We start from the raw sequence: 17,997 nt of genomic DNA on the forward strand, positions 1-17,997 counted from the left end.
TGTATTCCTCCTATTTTATACGCCATACGCAAAACCTAATCCATTCGTAACTGGATTGATAAACGTTTGGCACTTGATTTTATATAAGGCTTCGACTGTGTCAGGTGTCAGGACCTCTTCAGGCGTACCTTGAGCGTAGACTTCTCCATCTTTTATGGCATAAAGGTAGTCGCAATAATGGGCAGCCATTTCAAGGTCATGTAGGGCTGCGAGCACCCCGATTTGTAAATTCCTTACACATGATAAAATTTCAATCTGATAGCGGATATCCAAGTGATTCGTCGGTTCATCCAATATCATGAATTTCGGCTGCTGGGCAATCGTTCTCGCTAAAATGACCCTTTGCTTCTCCCCACCGGAAAGTGATAGGAAACTGCGGTCCTTGTAATCAAGCAGGTTGGTTCGTGCCAGCGATTCTTCCACGATCATGAAATCTTCTTGTTTATCGGACTCCAGCATTTTCTTATGCGGCGTTCTGCCCAGCATGACCATTTGGTGCACCGTCAGATCGAAATTCACTTCATTGAATTGGCCCACGACACCCAGTTGCTGTGAAACCTTCTTTTCAGAGGTTTTCAAAACGTCCATATCGTCTAATAGAACCGTACCTTTATGAGGGGATAGGCTTTTATAAATACTTTTTAATAGAGTTGATTTGCCACAGCCGTTCGGACCGATCAAGCCAACAAATTGTTGTTTCTTTACTAGAATCGATATGTCCTTCACAATTTCCTTCTTGCCGATTTTTATTCCCATATCTTTCGCGATTAATTGCATGTTTCACCCTCCGAAATTGTAGCCTTTTTTCACAATCATGTAGATGAATAATGGCGAACCAATAACAGATGTAATGATTCCAATGGGCAATTCAACATTGGTGATCAACGTTCTTGACAAGATGTCCGCCCAAATTAAAAACAGTCCGCCTAATAAAATTGTTCCTAACGTTAACCGTTTATGGTCTGCACCAAATATCCCCCGAGTTATATGAGGGATGATCAACCCTACAAAACCAATCATTCCTGCGTATGCCACCATCGTTCCCGTGATAAGGGCTGTAACGATCATATAAAATTTACGATAGGCGCTTAAGTTAATCCCTAGCGTGATAGCGGATTCATCGCCTAGCAGCATCGTATTCAGCACCCGATGCTGGAAGAGGAACAATGCGCAGCCAAGCAATACGATGATTGCCAGGATCGGTGTTTTGCCCCAGCTTGATGATGCCAGGCTTCCCATCGACCAAAAGGTGACGGTTTTAATGCCTTCCGCATTGTTGGCGAAGTAGATGATCAGGCTTGAGAAGGAACTGCATAATGCCCCAATGACAACACCTGATAGGACGAGTTTGACTGATGTCGCTTTACCTCCGATACTCGATAAAACAAGTACCGCTATCGATGTCAGCATGGCCCCTGTAAATGCTCCGAATGCCACTCCAAATTGTGATAGGACCGCGCCGCTCCCAAGTCCGACCAAGATCGCAAAGGTTGCCCCCAGTGAAGCTCCGGATGAAATGCCCAGAATATATGGATCAGCAAGCGGATTTTGTACGACGGCCTGCATCACGGCTCCACACAACGAAAGCCCCATACCAATCAGCAGGGCAAAAATAACGCGAGGCATCCGAACTTGTAAAATAATATTTAAATAGGATTCATTTTCAACATTCAGTGAACCCAATCTGCCATTCGTCAATGTATGAAGCATGATCTCCATCGATTGCTTGAAAGGGATGTGTACCTGCCCTATCGATACCGAATAGACGGCAGATACCATGATCAAACCTATTAATAATAAAATAATCATATAATAGTAATTGCTTTTACTAACTCCGTTTGTAGCCATTCCCTACTACATTCACCTCCTGTATGATGAATCAATTGAACTGGATATATTTGATAATGATTATCATTCTCGAAAATCATCATAATATGTAAACCGAAATAATACAACATAATTTTTTTAAAACCTATTTTTTTTTGAATGATGAGCTGTTGACACGTAAAAAAGGGCTATTCCCATTGGAATAGCCCTTTCGTTTTACATTTAAAAGGCCGGTATGGCCGTTTCACTATATTTCTCTTCTAAAAATTTGCGTACCTCCGGGCTTGTCATGGCCTTTGCCAGCTTTTGAACGGGCTCGGAATCGACATTATCCTTGCGTGCCACCAATGTAATCGCAAAGTCATTTTCAACACCCTCCGTGAGAAGAGCGTCATTTTTTGGCGTCAAACCAAGCGGTGCAGCGTAAGCGGGTGTGATCACGATCGCATCCGCTTCATCATACGTTCTTGCCAGCATCAATAAATCCACTTCTTTAAACTTATAATTTTTAGGGTTTTCCGTAATATCAGATATCGTATAGTATGGGCCCTTTTTTTCCTTCAACGTGATCACTTTATGCTGTGCCAGCAATGATAATGACCGATCGATGTTCGATACGTCATTTGCGATCGCAATGACGGCGCCCTCCGGCATTTTATCCATGGAATCATATTTCTTGGAATATACACCATAATTGGCAAAATAAATGGGCTTCACGGGAACAAGGTCGGCATTTTTGTTACGATTGAATTCCTCCATATACGGAACGTGCTGGAAAAAGTTCACATCCACTTCTTTTGCCGCTAGTGCCGTATTCGGCTGCACATTATCACTCAATACGACGATGTCCAGGTTAATGCCTTCCTCAGCCAGATTTGGTTTTACTAGCTCTAGAATTTCCGTCATTGGGGGAATGAGTGAGGCTACCTTCAATGTTACCTCTTCCTTCTCCTCTTTTTTCGCAGTTTCTTTCTCTTTTCCTTCATTCGCCTTGCCGCACCCTGCTAAAAGCAACATCATTGCTGCCATGACAAAGAGTATTTTTTTCATGATGGTTTCCTCCATTATTTATCTTTTGTCGATCATCCTGGCTACAGATGTGCCAATGAATTGAATAAGCTGTACCAGGATGATCATGATGATGATCATATAAATCATTAGCTCTGTTTTAAACTGCTGATAGCCATACCTGATGGCAAAATCACCGATACCGCCGCCTCCGACCACTCCCATGATCGTGGAATAGGAAATGAAGCTGATGACCGATGTGGTTAATCCGAGGACAAGCCCTGACCGAGCTTCGACGTATAGAAATTTAAAGATGACATCCTTCACGGAAGCCCCCATGGAAATGGCTGCCTCGATCACGCCCTTAGGCACGTCCAATAAAGATTGCTCGACCAAGCGCGAATAATGGGCAATCGCAATGATCGCCAATGGAACACAAGCAGCTGCTGTACCAATGGCTGTGCCGATCAAGATTCTTGTAAACGGAATCAAAAAAACGACCAATAATAAAAAAGGAAAAGAACGAATAATATTGACCAATAAATTCAAAATCGAGAAGGCCCACTTATTATCAAGCAAATGGCCCTTCCGGCAAAGAAATAGCAGCGTCCCGACCGGCAATCCAATGATGATCGCAGCCAAAATGGACACACCTACCATGGTAATCGTTGCTCCAATCGATTGCCAAATTTCTGCCTCATATTGTACTAAAACCTCAGGCATGACCGAGCCCACCATTCTCTGCTAATTGTTCGATGAAGTATTCCGGGCGATTATCCCTTTTTTGAATCCCCGTTGGTTCGATTGCGATGGTGTCATGAATCTCCCCAGCTGCCATGACCGTTACACGACTGCATATACTCTTAATGACTTCCAGCTCATGACTGACAATCACGATCGTCACACCGAATTGTTTGTTGATATTCCCCAGCACGTCCAATATTTCAGCCGTTGTATTTGGATCAAGGGAGGATGTCGGCTCATCACATAACAACACTTGCGGGTTATTCGCCAATGCCCTTGCAATCGCAACACGCTGCTTTTGTCCCCCGCTTAACTGTGCAGGATATCTCCCCATTTCACCCTCCAGCCCGACAAATTGAAGACACTCGGCCACACGGCTACGACGTTCCTTCTTTGGGTAGCTTGCCAGCTCTAAAGAAGCTGCCACATTGTCATAAACCGTTTTATTCGCCACGAGATTAAAATGCTGAAAGATCATCCCGATCGACTTTCGTGCCTCTCGAAGCGCTTTATTGTTTAGTGCTGTCAGTCTTTGCCCGTTGACCTCCACCTCGCCCCCATCCGGGTTTTCCAGCAAATTCATTAACCGCAGCAGCGTTGATTTCCCTGCTCCGCTAGCTCCGATTATTCCATGTATTTCACCTCTAGGTATGGTCAAGGTAACAGACTTGATTGCCTCGAACTGTGAAAAATTTTTACTCACTTGACGCAGGTTGATCATAACATCCCACTTTCTACTTGTTGAAAGTAATATTGCCTAAAGTAACACAACGGATAAATCATTTTATCAACTAATGAGGACCAATTGCAAAGACACAAATTAACAGTTAAAGATCACCAGCACCATTCAGCTCCCCCTTTCCTTTTACAAAAGCCTATAACCGAATTAGACAAGAATGATTATTATCATACTAACCAGATTATTTTTCACTCCATGTATTGTATAAGCCCTTTCAAAACAATGGCGAGTGTATTATAATCATAGTTGATAATGGTTATCATTATCAACTATAACCTTAAAGAAGTTGGAGGCACCTGCATGTTTCGATACCTTGAAAAGAAAATTGCCAACTATGAGGTATGTGTCAGCTTACCCTCTAGTTACGATCAAACCAAAAAATACCGCACGATCTATATGCATGATGGTGGAGAAACAGCCAAGCAGGCTGCAAACTATATCGATCATTTGATCCTGTCCGGGCAAATTGAACCACTGATCGTTATTGGAATTGACCCGATCAACCGCAACGACAATTATACGCCTTGGGCAGCACCATCGCTTGCCCCGCATCGCCCTGACTTTGGAGGACAAGCCCAGGTTTATTTACATACGCTTGTAACCGAAATAAAGCCTTACATCGATGCCCATTATGCTACGAATCCCGAGCCTTCGCATACAGCCATTTCCGGCTGCTCATTAGGAGGACTTGTTTCGATTTTCGCCTCTTACCATTATCCAGAGGTATTCCATCAATATATTTCCTTATCCGCTTCCTTTTGGTACGAGGATGTTCTGCGCTATCTTCAAGGCGAGAAGATTGTACGACAAGGAAAGAGCTATACCAAACCAACTGTGAATCGTCAAAATCATAAGCTCTATTTATATGTGGGCGAATTAGAGGGCATTTATAAAGAAACAACCCAAAAGCATATGGTCGACTATACGAAGAAGGCCCATCTGGAGTTCATCAAGGAAGGTTATCTGGAGGATCATCTATCATTCGAATCGGATCCAAACGGTACTCATGATGATCTTTTCTTTTCCAACTACTTCATCCAGTCACTTCACTGGTTATTTGCCGTCAAAAGTTGATTTGCCAAACACAAAAGCCGCCAAGTCTTGGCGGCTAAGCTCTTTATTTAATGGCGATTGAAAAGGCCCTGCTCCTGATGGCAGGCACGACAGAAGCATGATTTCATCCATCGCTCCATAAGGTACCGCAAAGCCCCTTATTGATTAACCGAATTTTCTTCTACCAGCTTTACCTTATCCTTACGCGTGCCCACTCCCAATGCAATTGCAGCTCCTATACAACTGAAAAGACAGCCAGCAGCCAAGTAAATGGACGGTTCGGAATCACCAATCATCACTGAAGCTATGCCACCGATTGCTGGAAAAAGAGCGACCATGTACCCGCTTTTCGCTCCCCCTATTTTCTCTACAAGCTTTAGGTAGAATAGCCATGCTCCAAAGGAGGCAAATAGCGTTAAATAGAATAATGCTGATAAATAGGAAAGTGATGTCGGCAGACTGACCGCTTGCCCTTTAATGAAAACAATGGTCCATAAAAGGATTCCCCCTGCTGCAAATCCAAGTACATTCGCATAGATTGGGTTCACCTGCTTCTTAGCATTTCTAGCTGAGCTCGCATCGCCTAATGCAGTAAGGATGGTCCCCAGAACGGCTATCATGCTCCCTTTTATATCATGAAAACCATGAATGTCATGTAAACTTGGGTAAATAACAATGCATACAGCCAGCACACCAATCATTCCGCCAATCAAGATACGGAAATGCAAAGGCTCTTTCAAAAAAATTCGAAGGGCAATGGGTGTTAAGATGACTTTCAGTGAAAATATCAATGTAACCATGGCTGCCGAACTTAAGATGGTCGCGTAATAAAGACATAAATAGCTTAAGGCAAAATTACATACTCCAAACACGATAATATATGGGATATCCTTTTTCTTAGGTTTACCTGCAGGTTTAAGAATGCACAACAGAATCAAAAATAAAACGGCCGTCAAACTTAAACGATAGGTTAGAGATAATTCTAAACTAACGGGTGTACCTTGTATCTTCACGGCAATAAAATTAAGCCCCCATACTACTAAACAAAATATGTACATAAAGTTGGTCATATGTTTACTGAATCCAATCTATTGGAGAAAGGAATATCAAAATAATTGAAAACCTCCGTTAAAGCAAAAGTTAAATGGGCTATCTGTTCTTCAGTGTGATTGGGTGTGACGTTCACTCTAAAGCGTTCTGTACCGACAGCTACTGTAGGTGAATTAATAGGTTGTAAGTATATTTGATGTTTTTCAAGCAGTCTTTTGGCTGCTTCCTTACATTTCTTCGCATCTCCTACCAAAACGGGAAGAATATGAGTCTCGCTTGCTGCCATTATCGGAATGCCTGCCTCCGTTAGATACTCTCGTAAAGTTTTTGTCTTCTCTTGCAGCGAGATCCTCTCTTTATCCGATGATATCAGATGTAGGATACTCGCGTGACAAGCAGCTATAACTGCGGGAGGCAGGGAAGTGGTGAATATGAATCCTGATGCAAAAGAACGAACGGCATCGATTAATGAAACAGAAGCAGTAATATACCCTCCAATTACGCCAATGGCCTTTGCCATAGTACCTTGTATGATATCTACTTTATTTGCAATGCCAAGTTCCGCAGCAATCCCTGCACCTCTGGGACCATACATTCCAATGGCATGGACTTCATCGAGGAAAGTAATGGCGTTATATTTTTTAGCAAGGGCTACAATCTCTTCAACTGGCGAAACATCTCCATCCATTGAGTAAACTGATTCAAAGACAATGATTTTTGGTCGATCAAGGGGTTGCCCTTTCAGTAATCCTTCTAAATGAGCTGCATCATTATGCTTAAATATCGCTTTTTCCACTTTAGCACTGCCAATACCGTTAATGATGGAAGCATGATTACGTTCATCCGAAAACACGATACAATTTGAGAAAAGCTTTAATAGACATTGTAGTGTGGCATCATTTGACCCATAACCCGTAGGGAAAACAAGAGCCGATTCTTTACCATGCCATTCTGCAAGCGTTTTTTCCAGCTCCGCATATTGATAATGTGTCCCTCCTATATTACGAGATCCACCAGAGCCAGCCCCATACATTTTAATTGCATCATGCATGGCATCAGTTACTAGTGAGTGCTGAGACATACCTAAATAATCATTGCTGCACCAAACCACTACAGGTTTACCATTTTCATCGCCATTTAACTTAGCTAAAGGATATTGACCATTTATACGATTCAGAGTGACAAAGCTGCGATATTGCCCGCTTTCTTTTAGTTTATTTAACTCATCGTTAATGATCGTCTCATACATAATTTAACCACCTAAGTAATTTTATTTTTACCCACTTAAATTAATTAATAGAATGACATATTGATAAGTCATTATGTGAATAATTTAAATGGAATAATAAAGAAATATTACCAAATAAATGAAAATTGTCAATCAAAAACATTATCTTAAAATACATAATATTCTGATATTTAATTATATAATCCTATTCTAACTATTAAAAATGCTATTCAGCAATAAAACATACTAAAAATACGTTCTATTTACCCAAATACCTTGAACCTGTTCTTTTAATCTGTTTCTTACAAATTGAGACCAGTTTGTCCCTTGAATTGAAGTTACCACCAGGAAAACATAAAAGCGCCCTTCATCCAAAACTATCCACAACAAAAAGAACCCAACTTGAACAACGTCTTTCAAGTTGGATTCTTCCCCACATATTTTAAGTACAACTACCTTCCAGTCTCCGCTTCTGCTACCTTCTTGACACGTTCCAAGAATTCGACGACCACTTTATCGGTGGTGAATAGTAATAGTAATTTCAGGTACCACTTTAACGGGCGGCTGGTGACTGTGTATATAAAGGACGTTCTGCTGTCACTGATTCTATTCAGTTCATACAATGCTGTTATATCAAACATTTTGGCAAGAATGAAGCCTACTTTTAGCTTTTTCTGATCACGTTCATCGATATACGCGAGTGTTTCGATATCATATTCCTCTGTTCGTTTGCCTTCTCTATATTTTTGGCGATATATACTCCCGACCACTTCCTCCGTTACTTTGATGGGTTTTTGTTCAATCACTTGAGGCATGATTTGCTGCATATTTTCTATGGAACCGTCAAAATACTTCCATACATGTTCGATTGGAGCGTTTATTTCAATTTCTTTTTTCCACGATTTCACTGAATATCACCTCTGATTTGATTATATTTATTTTATTAGGTAAATCAACTTTACTTACATTGTGAGTAGCTTACTGGTTTTGTGAATTTATAAGTTTTTCTTACAAAAAATTACTTTATTCAAATCTCCCTTTTTAGTGTTATTCTTGTAGGTAGACCAAATTGTAATTTTTCAGGAGAATCCGATGAATTTTACTTATATTAATCAACACATTCTAGATAATCTGTTTTATATCCTGGTAAGCATTTTAATTTATTCCACTTTATTAGATCACGGCAAAAGGTTAAGTCAGTATGGCAAGCTCCTTATTACGACATGCATGAGCATTCCGATTATCTTATGTATGAAGTTTCCGATTTATATCGATGAATATTGTGTTCACGATCTCAGGCAAATCCCTTTTATAATCGGGACACTTTATGGCGGTTGGCCTGTCGGAGCTGTTCTGTTGGTCATTCTCTTGACTGGCAGGTTCATCATGAATGGTTTCAATCTGCTTACTTTAATTGTCTATATCGTTATATTCGTCATTACGGCTCTATTTTCTTCTAATTTCAATTCGTACAATCGAAAAAATAAGCTAAATAGCTCGATTTCATTGATTGTAATCCTAAGCATCGTAACCAGCTTCCTTGCACTTGCTATGTCTGATTCTTTTCGAATAACGGAGGCGTATGTCTTTTATTTCATTCTCCTTCCTCCTTTCATTATCGGTTTAGCCATATATATTATGGAGATTTTAAAGGATGCGATTTTGATCCGAACACAAATGGTGCGGCTTGAAAAGATGGAGGTCGTCAGTCAGCTTGCAGCCAGCATCTCTCACGAGGTCAGAAACCCTTTAACGGTTGTGAAAGGGTTCGTCCAGCTGCTAAAAGAACCCGATCTGACCCAAACCGAAAAAGAACAATATATCCAGCATGTTGTTCGGGAGCTTGATAGTGCGGAATCGATCATTAGTGAATACTTGGCATTCGCCAAACCTGCCCTGGATAAGGTCGATCCCATTTCCATCGAGCGTGAAATAGGCTATGTGATTGAAATGATCAAGCCACTGGCTAACATGAATTCAGTTACGCTATCAGAACAGCTGACTCCAGGTGTCACCCGGGGTAATACCCAGCATTTCAAGCAATGCTTCCTCAACCTGATCAAAAATGGGATAGAAGCCATGCCTACCGGCGGGGAACTTCGTATAGTTTCCCATGTAGATGCTAACAACATCATTATCGAAATCAGAGACGATGGGATTGGAATGAATAAAGAACAAATCCACCGTTTTGGCGAGCCGTATTATAGTTCCAAAGAGAAAGGCACAGGGCTAGGTTCGATGGTCGCTGTCAAAACGATCCAAACGATGAATGGGACACTTCATATAACCAGCGCTTCAAATAAAGGAACAACGATTACCGTTACACTTCCTGTTTATGATGAAGAATCCTCCATTTAAGCAAAGTCTACAGCCCTTCAAAAAAAGTCCGCCATTTCCGGCGGACTTTTTTCATTAGAGTGCTGCCTTTTTATCTTTTCCGTTCCAGGCATGCATGAACTGCCATCATATCTCGTTTGTTCAATTCACGAATTCGGGCGAAAATCGGAATATCGGCAACAGCGTGGGTACGTTCATCTTCTGCCACGACATCACTTACTTTCCCTGTCAGCCAGGTTTGCACGTCGATGCCTTCGACGATGGCTTTACGTCCTTCATCATCGATGCCACTGGCATGACAACTCACACAAGGCATCGTTAATTTATGGACCCCATCATGGAGGCCATCTTCGGAAATCACTTTTTTTCCATCACAGAAGGGGCATTTATGACTTGCCTTAATTTTATTGATTTGGGTGACGATTTTCTTGTAGCCAAATGCTTCATACACATAAGTCAGTTTTTTGTATTTTCCATTAGTGAAATATTTATCGATAATCATTTCCCGTGTTTCGTTTATGTTCGTAAAATCACAGATGGTGATCTGATTTTTGCTGCTGATGGCTTCGATGCTTCCTGTTATGCTGCTCCAGAATGGTCGGGCATTTTGCAGAACCACTTCATATCCTTGGAAGCTTGCCAGCTCCAGCTCGAGCATTTTCAACGCAGCTTGTGTTTCCCGGGAAAGGAATGAGACATCAGCAGTCAATGCGATATCGCCTCCTACAATTGCCTTGAATTTTTCCAGTTCGGGCAGCTTCCCTGCTCTCTTGATGACTTCATCTATTGGCTGTTGGATGATTTCACGAATGTCCGCCTCGCCAAACTTCAGTTTTTTATGATGGTTCAGCACCGTTCCAAGGCAGATTGGACAAGTGATACTCGCTTTCGTTGCTTTCATTTGCTCTTTAATGATCGATTTTGAAATGAACATATAACGTCCGATGATGAGATTGAAGCCTTCCCATGTCCGAGATGCCTTGCCTGCTTTATCATAAAAGGATTTTTCCCAGTACCCATATAAGAAGGTCTGCTTCTCAGCATCTGTCATCTCATTATAGCTTTTACTCATGTCGTGACCGAGTTCGTTTTTGATTTCATCAAACAAAAATTGCAGTTTTGGATATTGATAATACTTCAAGACTTCCATCACATCTGAATGTAATAAGCCATCCCAAAAGGGTACATTTTTGTCTTGAATGACAACATCGATATCAAATTTTTCAATGGCACGGCGGCCCGAACAGCTTGGGCAATGATTTTCTTTAGAATAAAAATCGAAGCTTCTTGTATCTTTATTGGTTGGATGTGCTGCCAGCAGATGATTGATCAGGCCGCCCAATTCATATAGAAACGTATATTGGCTGTACAAGTGCCGTTCAAGATCAATGGCGATCACAGGTGCGATCGTGTCAGATTCATATTCACCGTATATCAACCGGGCCATGGACGACAAGCTTTTTAAAATGCCGCCCTTATAGATGTTCTCTGCCCTTTTGAAATGGTCCAAATGGTTTTCCTGCAAATAATGGATGCCGCTTTTGGACCGGAGTGCGGACGAAATATGCAATGGCTCCCCTCGACCTTCCCTGTCGTTACGACGATAGTATTCATCATGGCCGACTACGTCAAGATGCTTGACTGGTGCAAGCTGTCTTTTACCGAAATCCACGATATAATCCGAGCTTTCCAGCATATACCGATTATGTTCGATCATGATGATCGAGACCGATTCATCCTCAAGAATGACCCTGAGGCTATCGATGAATTCGTTTAAAATATTTTGCGATAACCCTTTTGAAGGCTCATCAAAAATGAACAGCGTGTGCGGATTCCTTGTTTTCGCGAACAGTTCTGAAACTAAGTGGACACATTGAAATTCCCCTGTCGATAGTGATTGGGTTTTTCGCTCTAACGTCAAGTACCCTAGCCCAAGCTTGATCAATAAGCTCAAGCGTTTATGGGCGATTTCCTCATTAGGCAATTCTTCGATGATATCCTCGATCGAGCGCTGAAAGATATCATCAATTTCATCACGGTATTTAGTCAGCTTCTTCTTTATATCAAGAAACGTCGCAACAGTCGATCGACTGGTAATCGATTTATTTCGGTCCTGTCCGACCATGACCAGTTTATCCTTTGGAAAGCGCTTCTGAAAATCTCTGGCGATACATTCATTGACAAGTGTGGATTTACCGCAGCCTGATTCACCCGTAAAGGTAACGAGCCTATTCTTAGGGATCTGGATTTCTTCCATTTGTATATTTCGGCAGTATAGGTCGTGAAATGGATAGAATTCCTTTGGCGCCGTCTCATTTCGTTCCCAGCTGATTGGGTTGGGACGAGGTGATTCCTCCACGATTTTGCCCCCATATTTCCCGCTTCCGGGCCCAAAGAACAACTGCTCGTCCGCGCAATTTAACACCGTGTCTGAATGATCAATGAGCCATATTTGATTCTTATAACCTAATTGCTTAATCTGTTCCAATATTTTCAAAAGGGTTCGGTGATCAAGACCGACGGAGATTTCATCTATGATGATCACGGTATTTTCGCTTGTTGCCATGAATTCTGCCAAGTAAAGCCTTGTTAATTCTCCCCCTGACACGGTTCCCATGATTCGGTTCATGCTTAAATAACCACTATTCATATTGATTATATTTTGGAGAATATGCCGTTTAGCTTCACTAATATGTAAGTTCTCTGCAAGTGAAAGGATTGACTCGATGCTTAACTCGTTGATATCGGAAATGGTATGTGGGCGATTGAATAATTCAATCGTATATTGCTCGACTTCTGGATGGTAACGCTTTCCTTCACACGTCGGACATTCGACGTTCTTCGTCGTCCCGCGTCCTTTACATGCAGGGCACCAGCCTAATGCATTATTAAAGGAAAAAACTTCTGGAGAAAGATTGAATTTTTCAGCAAGACAAACACGTATTTCTTTAAACACACCAGTATGGGTGCCGATGGTCGAACGGGGATTGGATGAAATGGAAGACTTGCCGAGAAAAAGGACGAGCGGCATATCCTCCATCTTGATGGCGCTGAAATTGGTTTCCATTATATCTGAAAACAAATATTGATATTCAGACTTCGGCAATAAGGAAACGAGACGCTTCTTGGATTCATCCCCTATGGTCTGACAAAAGGTCGTCTTCCCGGAACCAGATAACCCGGCAATTCCTAATGATTGGTCGCCTGGCAATACTGCATCCAGTTCGTTAATATTGTTTGCTAGTAATTGTTTTATTTTCATCTGTGCATCCTCTCCATTTATATTTAACCCAGTCTTTTATGTTAGCACAGCCACCGGTGTATATGCTTCTTTTTTAACGTTGACCCCACCTTTCTATTCTTGCACATTTCGGTGCTTCAAAAACGGATGATTTATTGATAAAAGAGAATGAAATGAGTTATGAGCAAGCTCTTGCTATAGATTTTGTCCAGCCCATCCCCCTTAAAAGCCCCTCTCGCTGAAGAGAAGGGCTTCCTTTACTAAGTACGCTTATTTTGTATTGGACTTTTTTGCCTTGTTTTCAAGCTCGCTTTTGGGCTCTGTTGCGAATTCGGCATCCTTTCCATGTCCCTGCGGGTTAACACTTGGTGCGATTCGGCCTCTTCCTGACTTTTTGGTCATTTCCTTCACCTCCACGATTATTATGTCCGACCGGTTTGTAAATTAATTTTCTTTCTGTGAACGTGGTCTTCTTACAAGCAATGAAAAACCTGCATGGAACTAAGTCCATACAAGCTTCACACAACCCCATGAATAGTCAGCGTCTTGGTTATTTTGTTGACAGCAGTAAGCTGTCCGCTGCAGCGTTTTGCAAGAAGGGACTGGGTTCGCCCACTGTGTAGATTTGTAAGTTATGCATGGCCCTTGTGCAGGCAGTGTAGAACAATCTTCGTAAACTTTCGTCACCGTATGTTTCATTAGATGCATCATAAATGATGACGGCATCAAATTCGATACCCTTAGCCAAATAAGCAGGAATAATGATAATGCCCTGTTCATATTCATTTGTGCCTGTCTGTACGAGTTTCATTTCACCGCTGGCACTTAGCGCTTTGTATGCAGCGGCACTTTCCGCAGCAGATTTACAGATGATTGCGATGGTATTATACTTACGGCTTTGCCATTCTTTAACTTTAGATATGATCTGCCTGTGCAATTCATCTCGGCTTGGAACTTGAGTCAGTAGCGGTTTTTCGCCTTCACGGTCGATAGCCTTAATTCGGTGGCCTTCAGGAATTAGTTCACGGGTGAATTCAATAATTTGCTTTGTCGATCTGTAGCTCTGATCCAAGGTTATACTCTCGGTTTCGCCTATTCCGTACAAACTTGTTAGCGTCTCGAAATCGACCCGTTCGCTGGCATGAGCAAATATCGCCTGATTAAAGTCACCAAGCACGGTCATCCTTGCAGCAGGAAACAATCGCTTCAAAAACTCGAATTGAAATGGAGAATAATCTTGTGCTTCATCTATAAGTACATATTTAATAGAGTTATTCGTCTGGAAGCCTTGAATCAGCTCCTTCAGCAGCAAGAATGGCGTCGCGTCTTCGTAATGCAGCTTACCTTCATCGAGCATTTTTTGCGTTGCTGAGCATATTTCCCTTTCAGCAGGAATGTTGCCGCCATTCCATAGTTCGTTCCTTATTTTTTCATCAAAAAGCTGCTTGTATATTCCCTTGATATTGATGAATTGAAGTGCTTTAATCCTTTTTCGCAACGTCTTCAGTTTCTTTCTAACGATCATACGCGCGAGCATTTCATTCTCTTTGTCATAATCGTCAAAGGAATCTTCCGTAAGACCGTGTTTTTTCTGTAATTTGTTGTATACCTTTTGATAGTCTTCTTTGCTGAGATACTCAATTTCCTCCTCGACCCAAGGTTTTTTCAGCTCACGCTTTTCCGTTTCATCAAGTAACTCACTTAACCACTCTTCCACCTTTTCAATCCTATTGTGAAAACGCAGTGTCGTGTTCGTGTTATAAAATCTTTCTGAGATTTGTTTGGCTGAAACGAGTGTTTCCCCTCGAAACTTTACCCCTTTAAAGATCATTCCAGCTAGTTCCAGTGATTGTCTGTATGTGTTGATTATCTCGAAGAAGCGAAGTGATGCCTTAAAATTAATACTCGCTGTCCTGGTGCTATAGGAAGGATCATCTCTTTCGGTCAACAAAAATTCCAATTGCTCATAAGGATCCTCTACCTGAAACGAGTCAGCCAGACGATGGTCCAAGTATTCCTGGAAGGTTACCTGCTGCATATTCTCTTCGCCTAGTTCTGGCAGCACATTGGATACGTAGTTATTAAACATCGAGTTAGGCGAGAATAAAATGACTTGATCGGCCTTTAGCTTCTCTCGATTTTTATAGAGCAAGTAAGCGATTCGTTGGAGGGCAGCCGATGTCTTGCCGCTGCCAGCGGCTCCTTGAACAATGAGCAGACGTCCGCGATCGTTCCGGATGATTTTATTTTGCTCCCGCTGAATGGTGGAGACAATACTGTGCATATGCTTATCCGTCCCCTTACCAAGAACCTGCTGAAGTATTTCATCTCCAATGGTGATACTCGTATCGAACATTGATTCGACGGCGCCGCCCTTGATGAGATATTGCCACTTGTTCTTCATCATTCCCCGAATATCACCTCCGGGAGTGGAGTATTCAATAGGACCAGGAGGATAGTCATAATAAACACTTGAAATCGGGGCCCTCCAATCGTAAATGATAAAGTTTTCTCCTGTAGAATCAGTAAGTGTCGAAGTACCGATATAAATATGTTCTGTAAGGGACGACCCTTCTTCCTTGATATCGATTCGGCCGAAATAGGGGGCCTCCTTCATGCGGCGCAATGCTGACAACCTCTTGGAGGCATATCTATGTTCACCTTCACTTACTGACAAGGCTTGAGCCTGTTGCCTTAAGCCAATGATCGTCTCGAGGTAATCATCGAAAGTATCCACATTAACCTTGAGATCATCCCAAAAGTGTTTCCGGATACTAACCACTTCTTGTCTGCGCTGAGAAGTCTCTCCTTCTATTTTGCTAATTTGTTTCGTGATGGTTTCTAACACCTCATTCAAACGTTCTTGCTCCTGCTGAATTTCATCGTTCATATCAGACACTCCTTCAAAAAAATAAAATAGGTGTTGACTAGAGGTGAGTTTTACCTTATACTTATATTAAGGGATAAACTGTATACATATATTAAAAAAAATGTGTTTCTATCCTAATTTATCACAATTCATGATTTATATCAATGGATTTTGCACATATCTTTTACACGTTCATACACATTCAGTAACCAGTTGAGCTCCGCTTGACTGGTTATTTTTATGCCATTTTATATATTCACAAGCGCCATTTCTTCGCTTCCCGCTAATTTCACCGAGAAGCAACATTCGCTACACCATTTGATTCGTTGTCTGTTCCCTTCATTAACAAGGGAATTAAAAATAGCTAGCCAAATATGAGGCTAGCCAGCGTTATTATACACATGTGATCCAAGAAATCACTTTATCTTTACACTCACCTTGATCAGGCTTGGCGGTGTTTCGCCTTGTACTCCAGCTACAAGGTTGGTTGCGGCAAGCATCGCCATTTTCAGGCGGGTTTCGGAGGTTGCTGAACCGAGATTAAGAGTAATTTGAATGAAATCAGATCATTACATACTCGGAACTTATCACTATATGCATACGTTTTTGTTACAAGCAACATAAAAAGAGACCTTTCTATTAAAAGGTCTCTGCTAAATGATTCTTATTTTTCGCAAGCGATCCAGTCTTTATCACGATCACTTTTTTTATTGGCATCGTATAGCTCCTTTGAAACATGGGGCTTGTATTTCGTTTTTCCTCCTTTATTTTTAACGGAAGATGTACGAGCTACGCCTCCTTTGTAGTCTTTATTCAATTCCGTACAGTTTTTATAGGTCTTCACCTTTGTTTTGGCACCAGCTGTATCACTAGCTCCAAAAGACAACCCCAAAACTAGTCCTAAAGATAGAAAAATAGTCAATGAACGCTTCAAAATATGTAATCCCCTTCCTAAAAATTAACTTTTTACTAATCATAATGTATCATACCTTTTTTTACAACAACTATATTTCCATATTAATAAAGTTTTATCATTACATTCAATCAAGGAATAACGGTCCTCCCCAAAGGTGACTTGGAAGAGATGGACATTAGTCATAAGGAAATGATCACGATTCCCCTCTATTAACTGGAAAGAGTAGGAATTGCCTGGAAAAAGGGCAACTACATCTCCTACGCTACACGAACGTGGAATGAGTTCATTAAAGCGAAACTGGCAGACAGGGAAGACCAATGAAATGATCGAAAACAAAGGACCGCCATTTCGGCGGTCGTCCTCTCATCGATTTCATTCTTCCTTCCGCTTCACCCTGTAGTGCAGCTCCCCCGGTTCCTTGCAAAAGGTACTTCCGCTTCCAGGCTCGTAATAAAAGTTTTTTTTGCCTAAAGAGCGTTCATGGAAGGTAGTATGCAGATAGGACGCTTGGTCCCTTTTGAAGATGAGTTGATTTTTGCTTAAGGATACAGGAAGGCAATGTCCATAGTCTGTGTGGACCAGGGTTTCTTTTTCGTTCATTTCCTCGAGGTCGTGGACGTGAATATAGGAAAACCAGACGCCCCCGACTAACCGGAATGAGCGGGAGGAAAACCAGACCATGCCAAGCTGGGCGTTGATGCAGACGGGCAGTCTGTACTTTCCGCCCAGCACCGATTTGGCTCCCGCAAGGCCGCCATCAAGATCCAGTCCAAAGTGATTGAGCGTATGATTGAGGATTTCAAGACGCGGCTGTGCAACAAGGAAGGTGTTTTCCCCTTCCACCACCATCGCCTGCTCCGCACCATTCGAATCATAGTGCTCCATCATCGCTACGGTTTCCTTATTCATTACATACTTTCTTCGTATCATCATTCCGTTCACTCCCCATTTCCATAATGATTTTTTAGGAGTATACTAAGACATA

15 protein-coding genes are annotated in these 17,997 nt (G+C 41.7%); 2 read left to right on the forward strand and 13 right to left on the reverse strand.

Going from position 1 to position 17,997, the window contains the following annotated elements; genetic code table 11:
- Positions 1 to 15: 15 nt before the first annotated feature.
- The 5 genes from ABE28_RS18810 to ABE28_RS18830 form a co-directional block, all read right to left on the reverse strand.
- Entirely contained in the window at positions 16 to 777 is a 762-nt protein-coding gene (locus ABE28_RS18810; RefSeq protein WP_064465414.1) for an ABC transporter ATP-binding protein, read from the reverse strand.
- Between the two features lie 3 nt (positions 778 to 780).
- Positions 781 to 1,848, reverse strand: a complete 1,068-nt coding sequence (locus tag ABE28_RS18815) for a FecCD family ABC transporter permease (RefSeq protein WP_064465415.1) — start codon at positions 1,846 to 1,848, stop codon at positions 781 to 783.
- A 201-nt stretch (positions 1,849 to 2,049) separates the two neighbouring features.
- On the reverse strand, positions 2,050 to 2,877 hold the full coding sequence (locus ABE28_RS18820) for a MetQ/NlpA family ABC transporter substrate-binding protein (RefSeq protein ID WP_064465416.1): 828 nt from the start codon (positions 2,875 to 2,877) through the stop codon (positions 2,050 to 2,052).
- 18 nt (positions 2,878 to 2,895) lie between these two features.
- A complete protein-coding gene (locus ABE28_RS18825) occupies positions 2,896 to 3,558 on the reverse strand; it encodes a methionine ABC transporter permease (protein WP_064465417.1) in 663 nt (220 codons plus the stop codon).
- Positions 3,551 to 4,300 (reverse strand): methionine ABC transporter ATP-binding protein, encoded by a 750-nt coding sequence (locus tag ABE28_RS18830; protein ID WP_064465418.1) that lies wholly within the window; start codon positions 4,298 to 4,300, stop codon positions 3,551 to 3,553. Before ABE28_RS18830 ends, ABE28_RS18825 begins: the two co-directional genes overlap by 8 nt.
- Positions 4,301 to 4,618: 318 nt before the next feature.
- On the opposite strand from ABE28_RS18830, the gene ABE28_RS18835 reads away from it, so the two are divergent.
- Positions 4,619 to 5,392 carry an alpha/beta hydrolase gene (locus ABE28_RS18835; RefSeq protein ID WP_064465419.1) on the forward strand — a complete coding sequence of 258 codons (774 nt, stop codon included), beginning with the start codon at positions 4,619 to 4,621 and terminating at the stop codon, positions 5,390 to 5,392.
- Positions 5,393 to 5,529: 137 nt separating this feature from the next.
- Here the strand turns inward: ABE28_RS18835 and ABE28_RS18840 are convergent, their stop codons facing one another.
- From ABE28_RS18840 to ABE28_RS18850, 3 genes are all read right to left on the reverse strand, one after another.
- The gene (locus ABE28_RS18840) at positions 5,530 to 6,441 is read right to left on the reverse strand and encodes a DMT family transporter (RefSeq protein WP_064465420.1); all 912 of its coding nucleotides are present in this window, start codon (positions 6,439 to 6,441) and stop codon (positions 5,530 to 5,532) included.
- On the reverse strand, positions 6,438 to 7,670 hold the full coding sequence (gene hemA, locus ABE28_RS18845; RefSeq protein WP_064465421.1) for a 5-aminolevulinate synthase: 1,233 nt from the start codon (positions 7,668 to 7,670) through the stop codon (positions 6,438 to 6,440). The genes ABE28_RS18840 and hemA overlap by 4 nt, the downstream gene beginning before the upstream one ends.
- A 431-nt stretch (positions 7,671 to 8,101) precedes the next feature.
- Positions 8,102 to 8,557 carry an SRPBCC family protein gene (locus ABE28_RS18850; RefSeq protein ID WP_064465422.1) on the reverse strand — a complete coding sequence of 152 codons (456 nt, stop codon included), beginning with the start codon at positions 8,555 to 8,557 and terminating at the stop codon, positions 8,102 to 8,104.
- A 184-nt stretch (positions 8,558 to 8,741) separates the two neighbouring features.
- Between ABE28_RS18850 and ABE28_RS18855 the strand changes: the two genes are divergently transcribed.
- On the forward strand, positions 8,742 to 10,007 hold the full coding sequence (locus ABE28_RS18855; RefSeq protein ID WP_064465423.1) for an ATP-binding protein: 1,266 nt from the start codon (positions 8,742 to 8,744) through the stop codon (positions 10,005 to 10,007).
- A gap of 70 nt (positions 10,008 to 10,077) precedes the next feature.
- Here ABE28_RS18855 and ABE28_RS18860 read toward each other — a convergent pair whose 3' ends face one another.
- From ABE28_RS18860 to ABE28_RS18880, 5 genes are all read right to left on the reverse strand, one after another.
- On the reverse strand, positions 10,078 to 13,248 hold the full coding sequence (locus tag ABE28_RS18860) for an ATP-binding cassette domain-containing protein (RefSeq protein WP_064465424.1): 3,171 nt from the start codon (positions 13,246 to 13,248) through the stop codon (positions 10,078 to 10,080).
- Positions 13,249 to 13,497: 249 nt separating this feature from the next.
- A complete protein-coding gene (gene sspL, locus ABE28_RS18865) occupies positions 13,498 to 13,629 on the reverse strand; it encodes a small, acid-soluble spore protein L (RefSeq protein ID WP_064465425.1) in 132 nt (43 codons plus the stop codon).
- 148 nt (positions 13,630 to 13,777) lie between these two features.
- Positions 13,778 to 16,117: an RNA polymerase recycling motor HelD gene (helD, locus tag ABE28_RS18870; RefSeq protein WP_064465426.1), complete on the reverse strand. Its 2,340-nt coding sequence runs from the start codon at positions 16,115 to 16,117 to the stop codon at positions 13,778 to 13,780.
- Positions 16,118 to 16,760: 643 nt separating this feature from the next.
- A complete protein-coding gene (locus tag ABE28_RS18875; RefSeq protein WP_064465427.1) occupies positions 16,761 to 17,030 on the reverse strand; it encodes an excalibur calcium-binding domain-containing protein in 270 nt (89 codons plus the stop codon).
- Between the two features lie 354 nt (positions 17,031 to 17,384).
- Entirely contained in the window at positions 17,385 to 17,945 is a 561-nt protein-coding gene (locus tag ABE28_RS18880) for a competence protein ComK (RefSeq protein ID WP_064465428.1), read from the reverse strand.
- Positions 17,946 to 17,997: the final 52 nt, after the last annotated feature.

The organism is Peribacillus muralis, assembly GCF_001645685.2.
GTDB lineage: Bacteria > Bacillota > Bacilli > Bacillales > DSM-1321 > Peribacillus > Peribacillus muralis_A.

Bases quoted from the DNA above. Each gene is read 5' to 3' on its own strand.
- sspL (WP_064465425.1), bottom strand. From the start codon at position 13,629: ATGACCAAAAAGTCAGGAAGAGGCCGAATCGCACCAAGTGTTAACCCG.
- ABE28_RS18815 (WP_064465415.1), bottom strand. From the start codon at position 1,848: ATGGCTACAAACGGAGTTAGTAAAAGCAATTACTATTATATGATTATT.
- ABE28_RS18880 (WP_064465428.1), bottom strand. From the start codon at position 17,945: ATGATGATACGAAGAAAGTATGTAATGAATAAGGAAACCGTAGCGATG.
- ABE28_RS18830 (WP_064465418.1), bottom strand. From the start codon at position 4,300: ATGATCAACCTGCGTCAAGTGAGTAAAAATTTTTCACAGTTCGAGGCA.
- ABE28_RS18825 (WP_064465417.1), bottom strand. From the start codon at position 3,558: ATGCCTGAGGTTTTAGTACAATATGAGGCAGAAATTTGGCAATCGATT.
- ABE28_RS18840 (WP_064465420.1), bottom strand. From the start codon at position 6,441: ATGACCAACTTTATGTACATATTTTGTTTAGTAGTATGGGGGCTTAAT.
- ABE28_RS18820 (WP_064465416.1), bottom strand. From the start codon at position 2,877: ATGAAAAAAATACTCTTTGTCATGGCAGCAATGATGTTGCTTTTAGCA.
- hemA (WP_064465421.1), bottom strand. From the start codon at position 7,670: ATGTATGAGACGATCATTAACGATGAGTTAAATAAACTAAAAGAAAGC.
- ABE28_RS18855 (WP_064465423.1), top strand. From the start codon at position 8,742: ATGAATTTTACTTATATTAATCAACACATTCTAGATAATCTGTTTTAT.
- ABE28_RS18860 (WP_064465424.1), bottom strand. From the start codon at position 13,248: ATGAAAATAAAACAATTACTAGCAAACAATATTAACGAACTGGATGCA.
- ABE28_RS18835 (WP_064465419.1), top strand. From the start codon at position 4,619: ATGTTTCGATACCTTGAAAAGAAAATTGCCAACTATGAGGTATGTGTC.
- ABE28_RS18810 (WP_064465414.1), bottom strand. From the start codon at position 777: ATGCAATTAATCGCGAAAGATATGGGAATAAAAATCGGCAAGAAGGAA.
- helD (WP_064465426.1), bottom strand. From the start codon at position 16,117: ATGAACGATGAAATTCAGCAGGAGCAAGAACGTTTGAATGAGGTGTTA.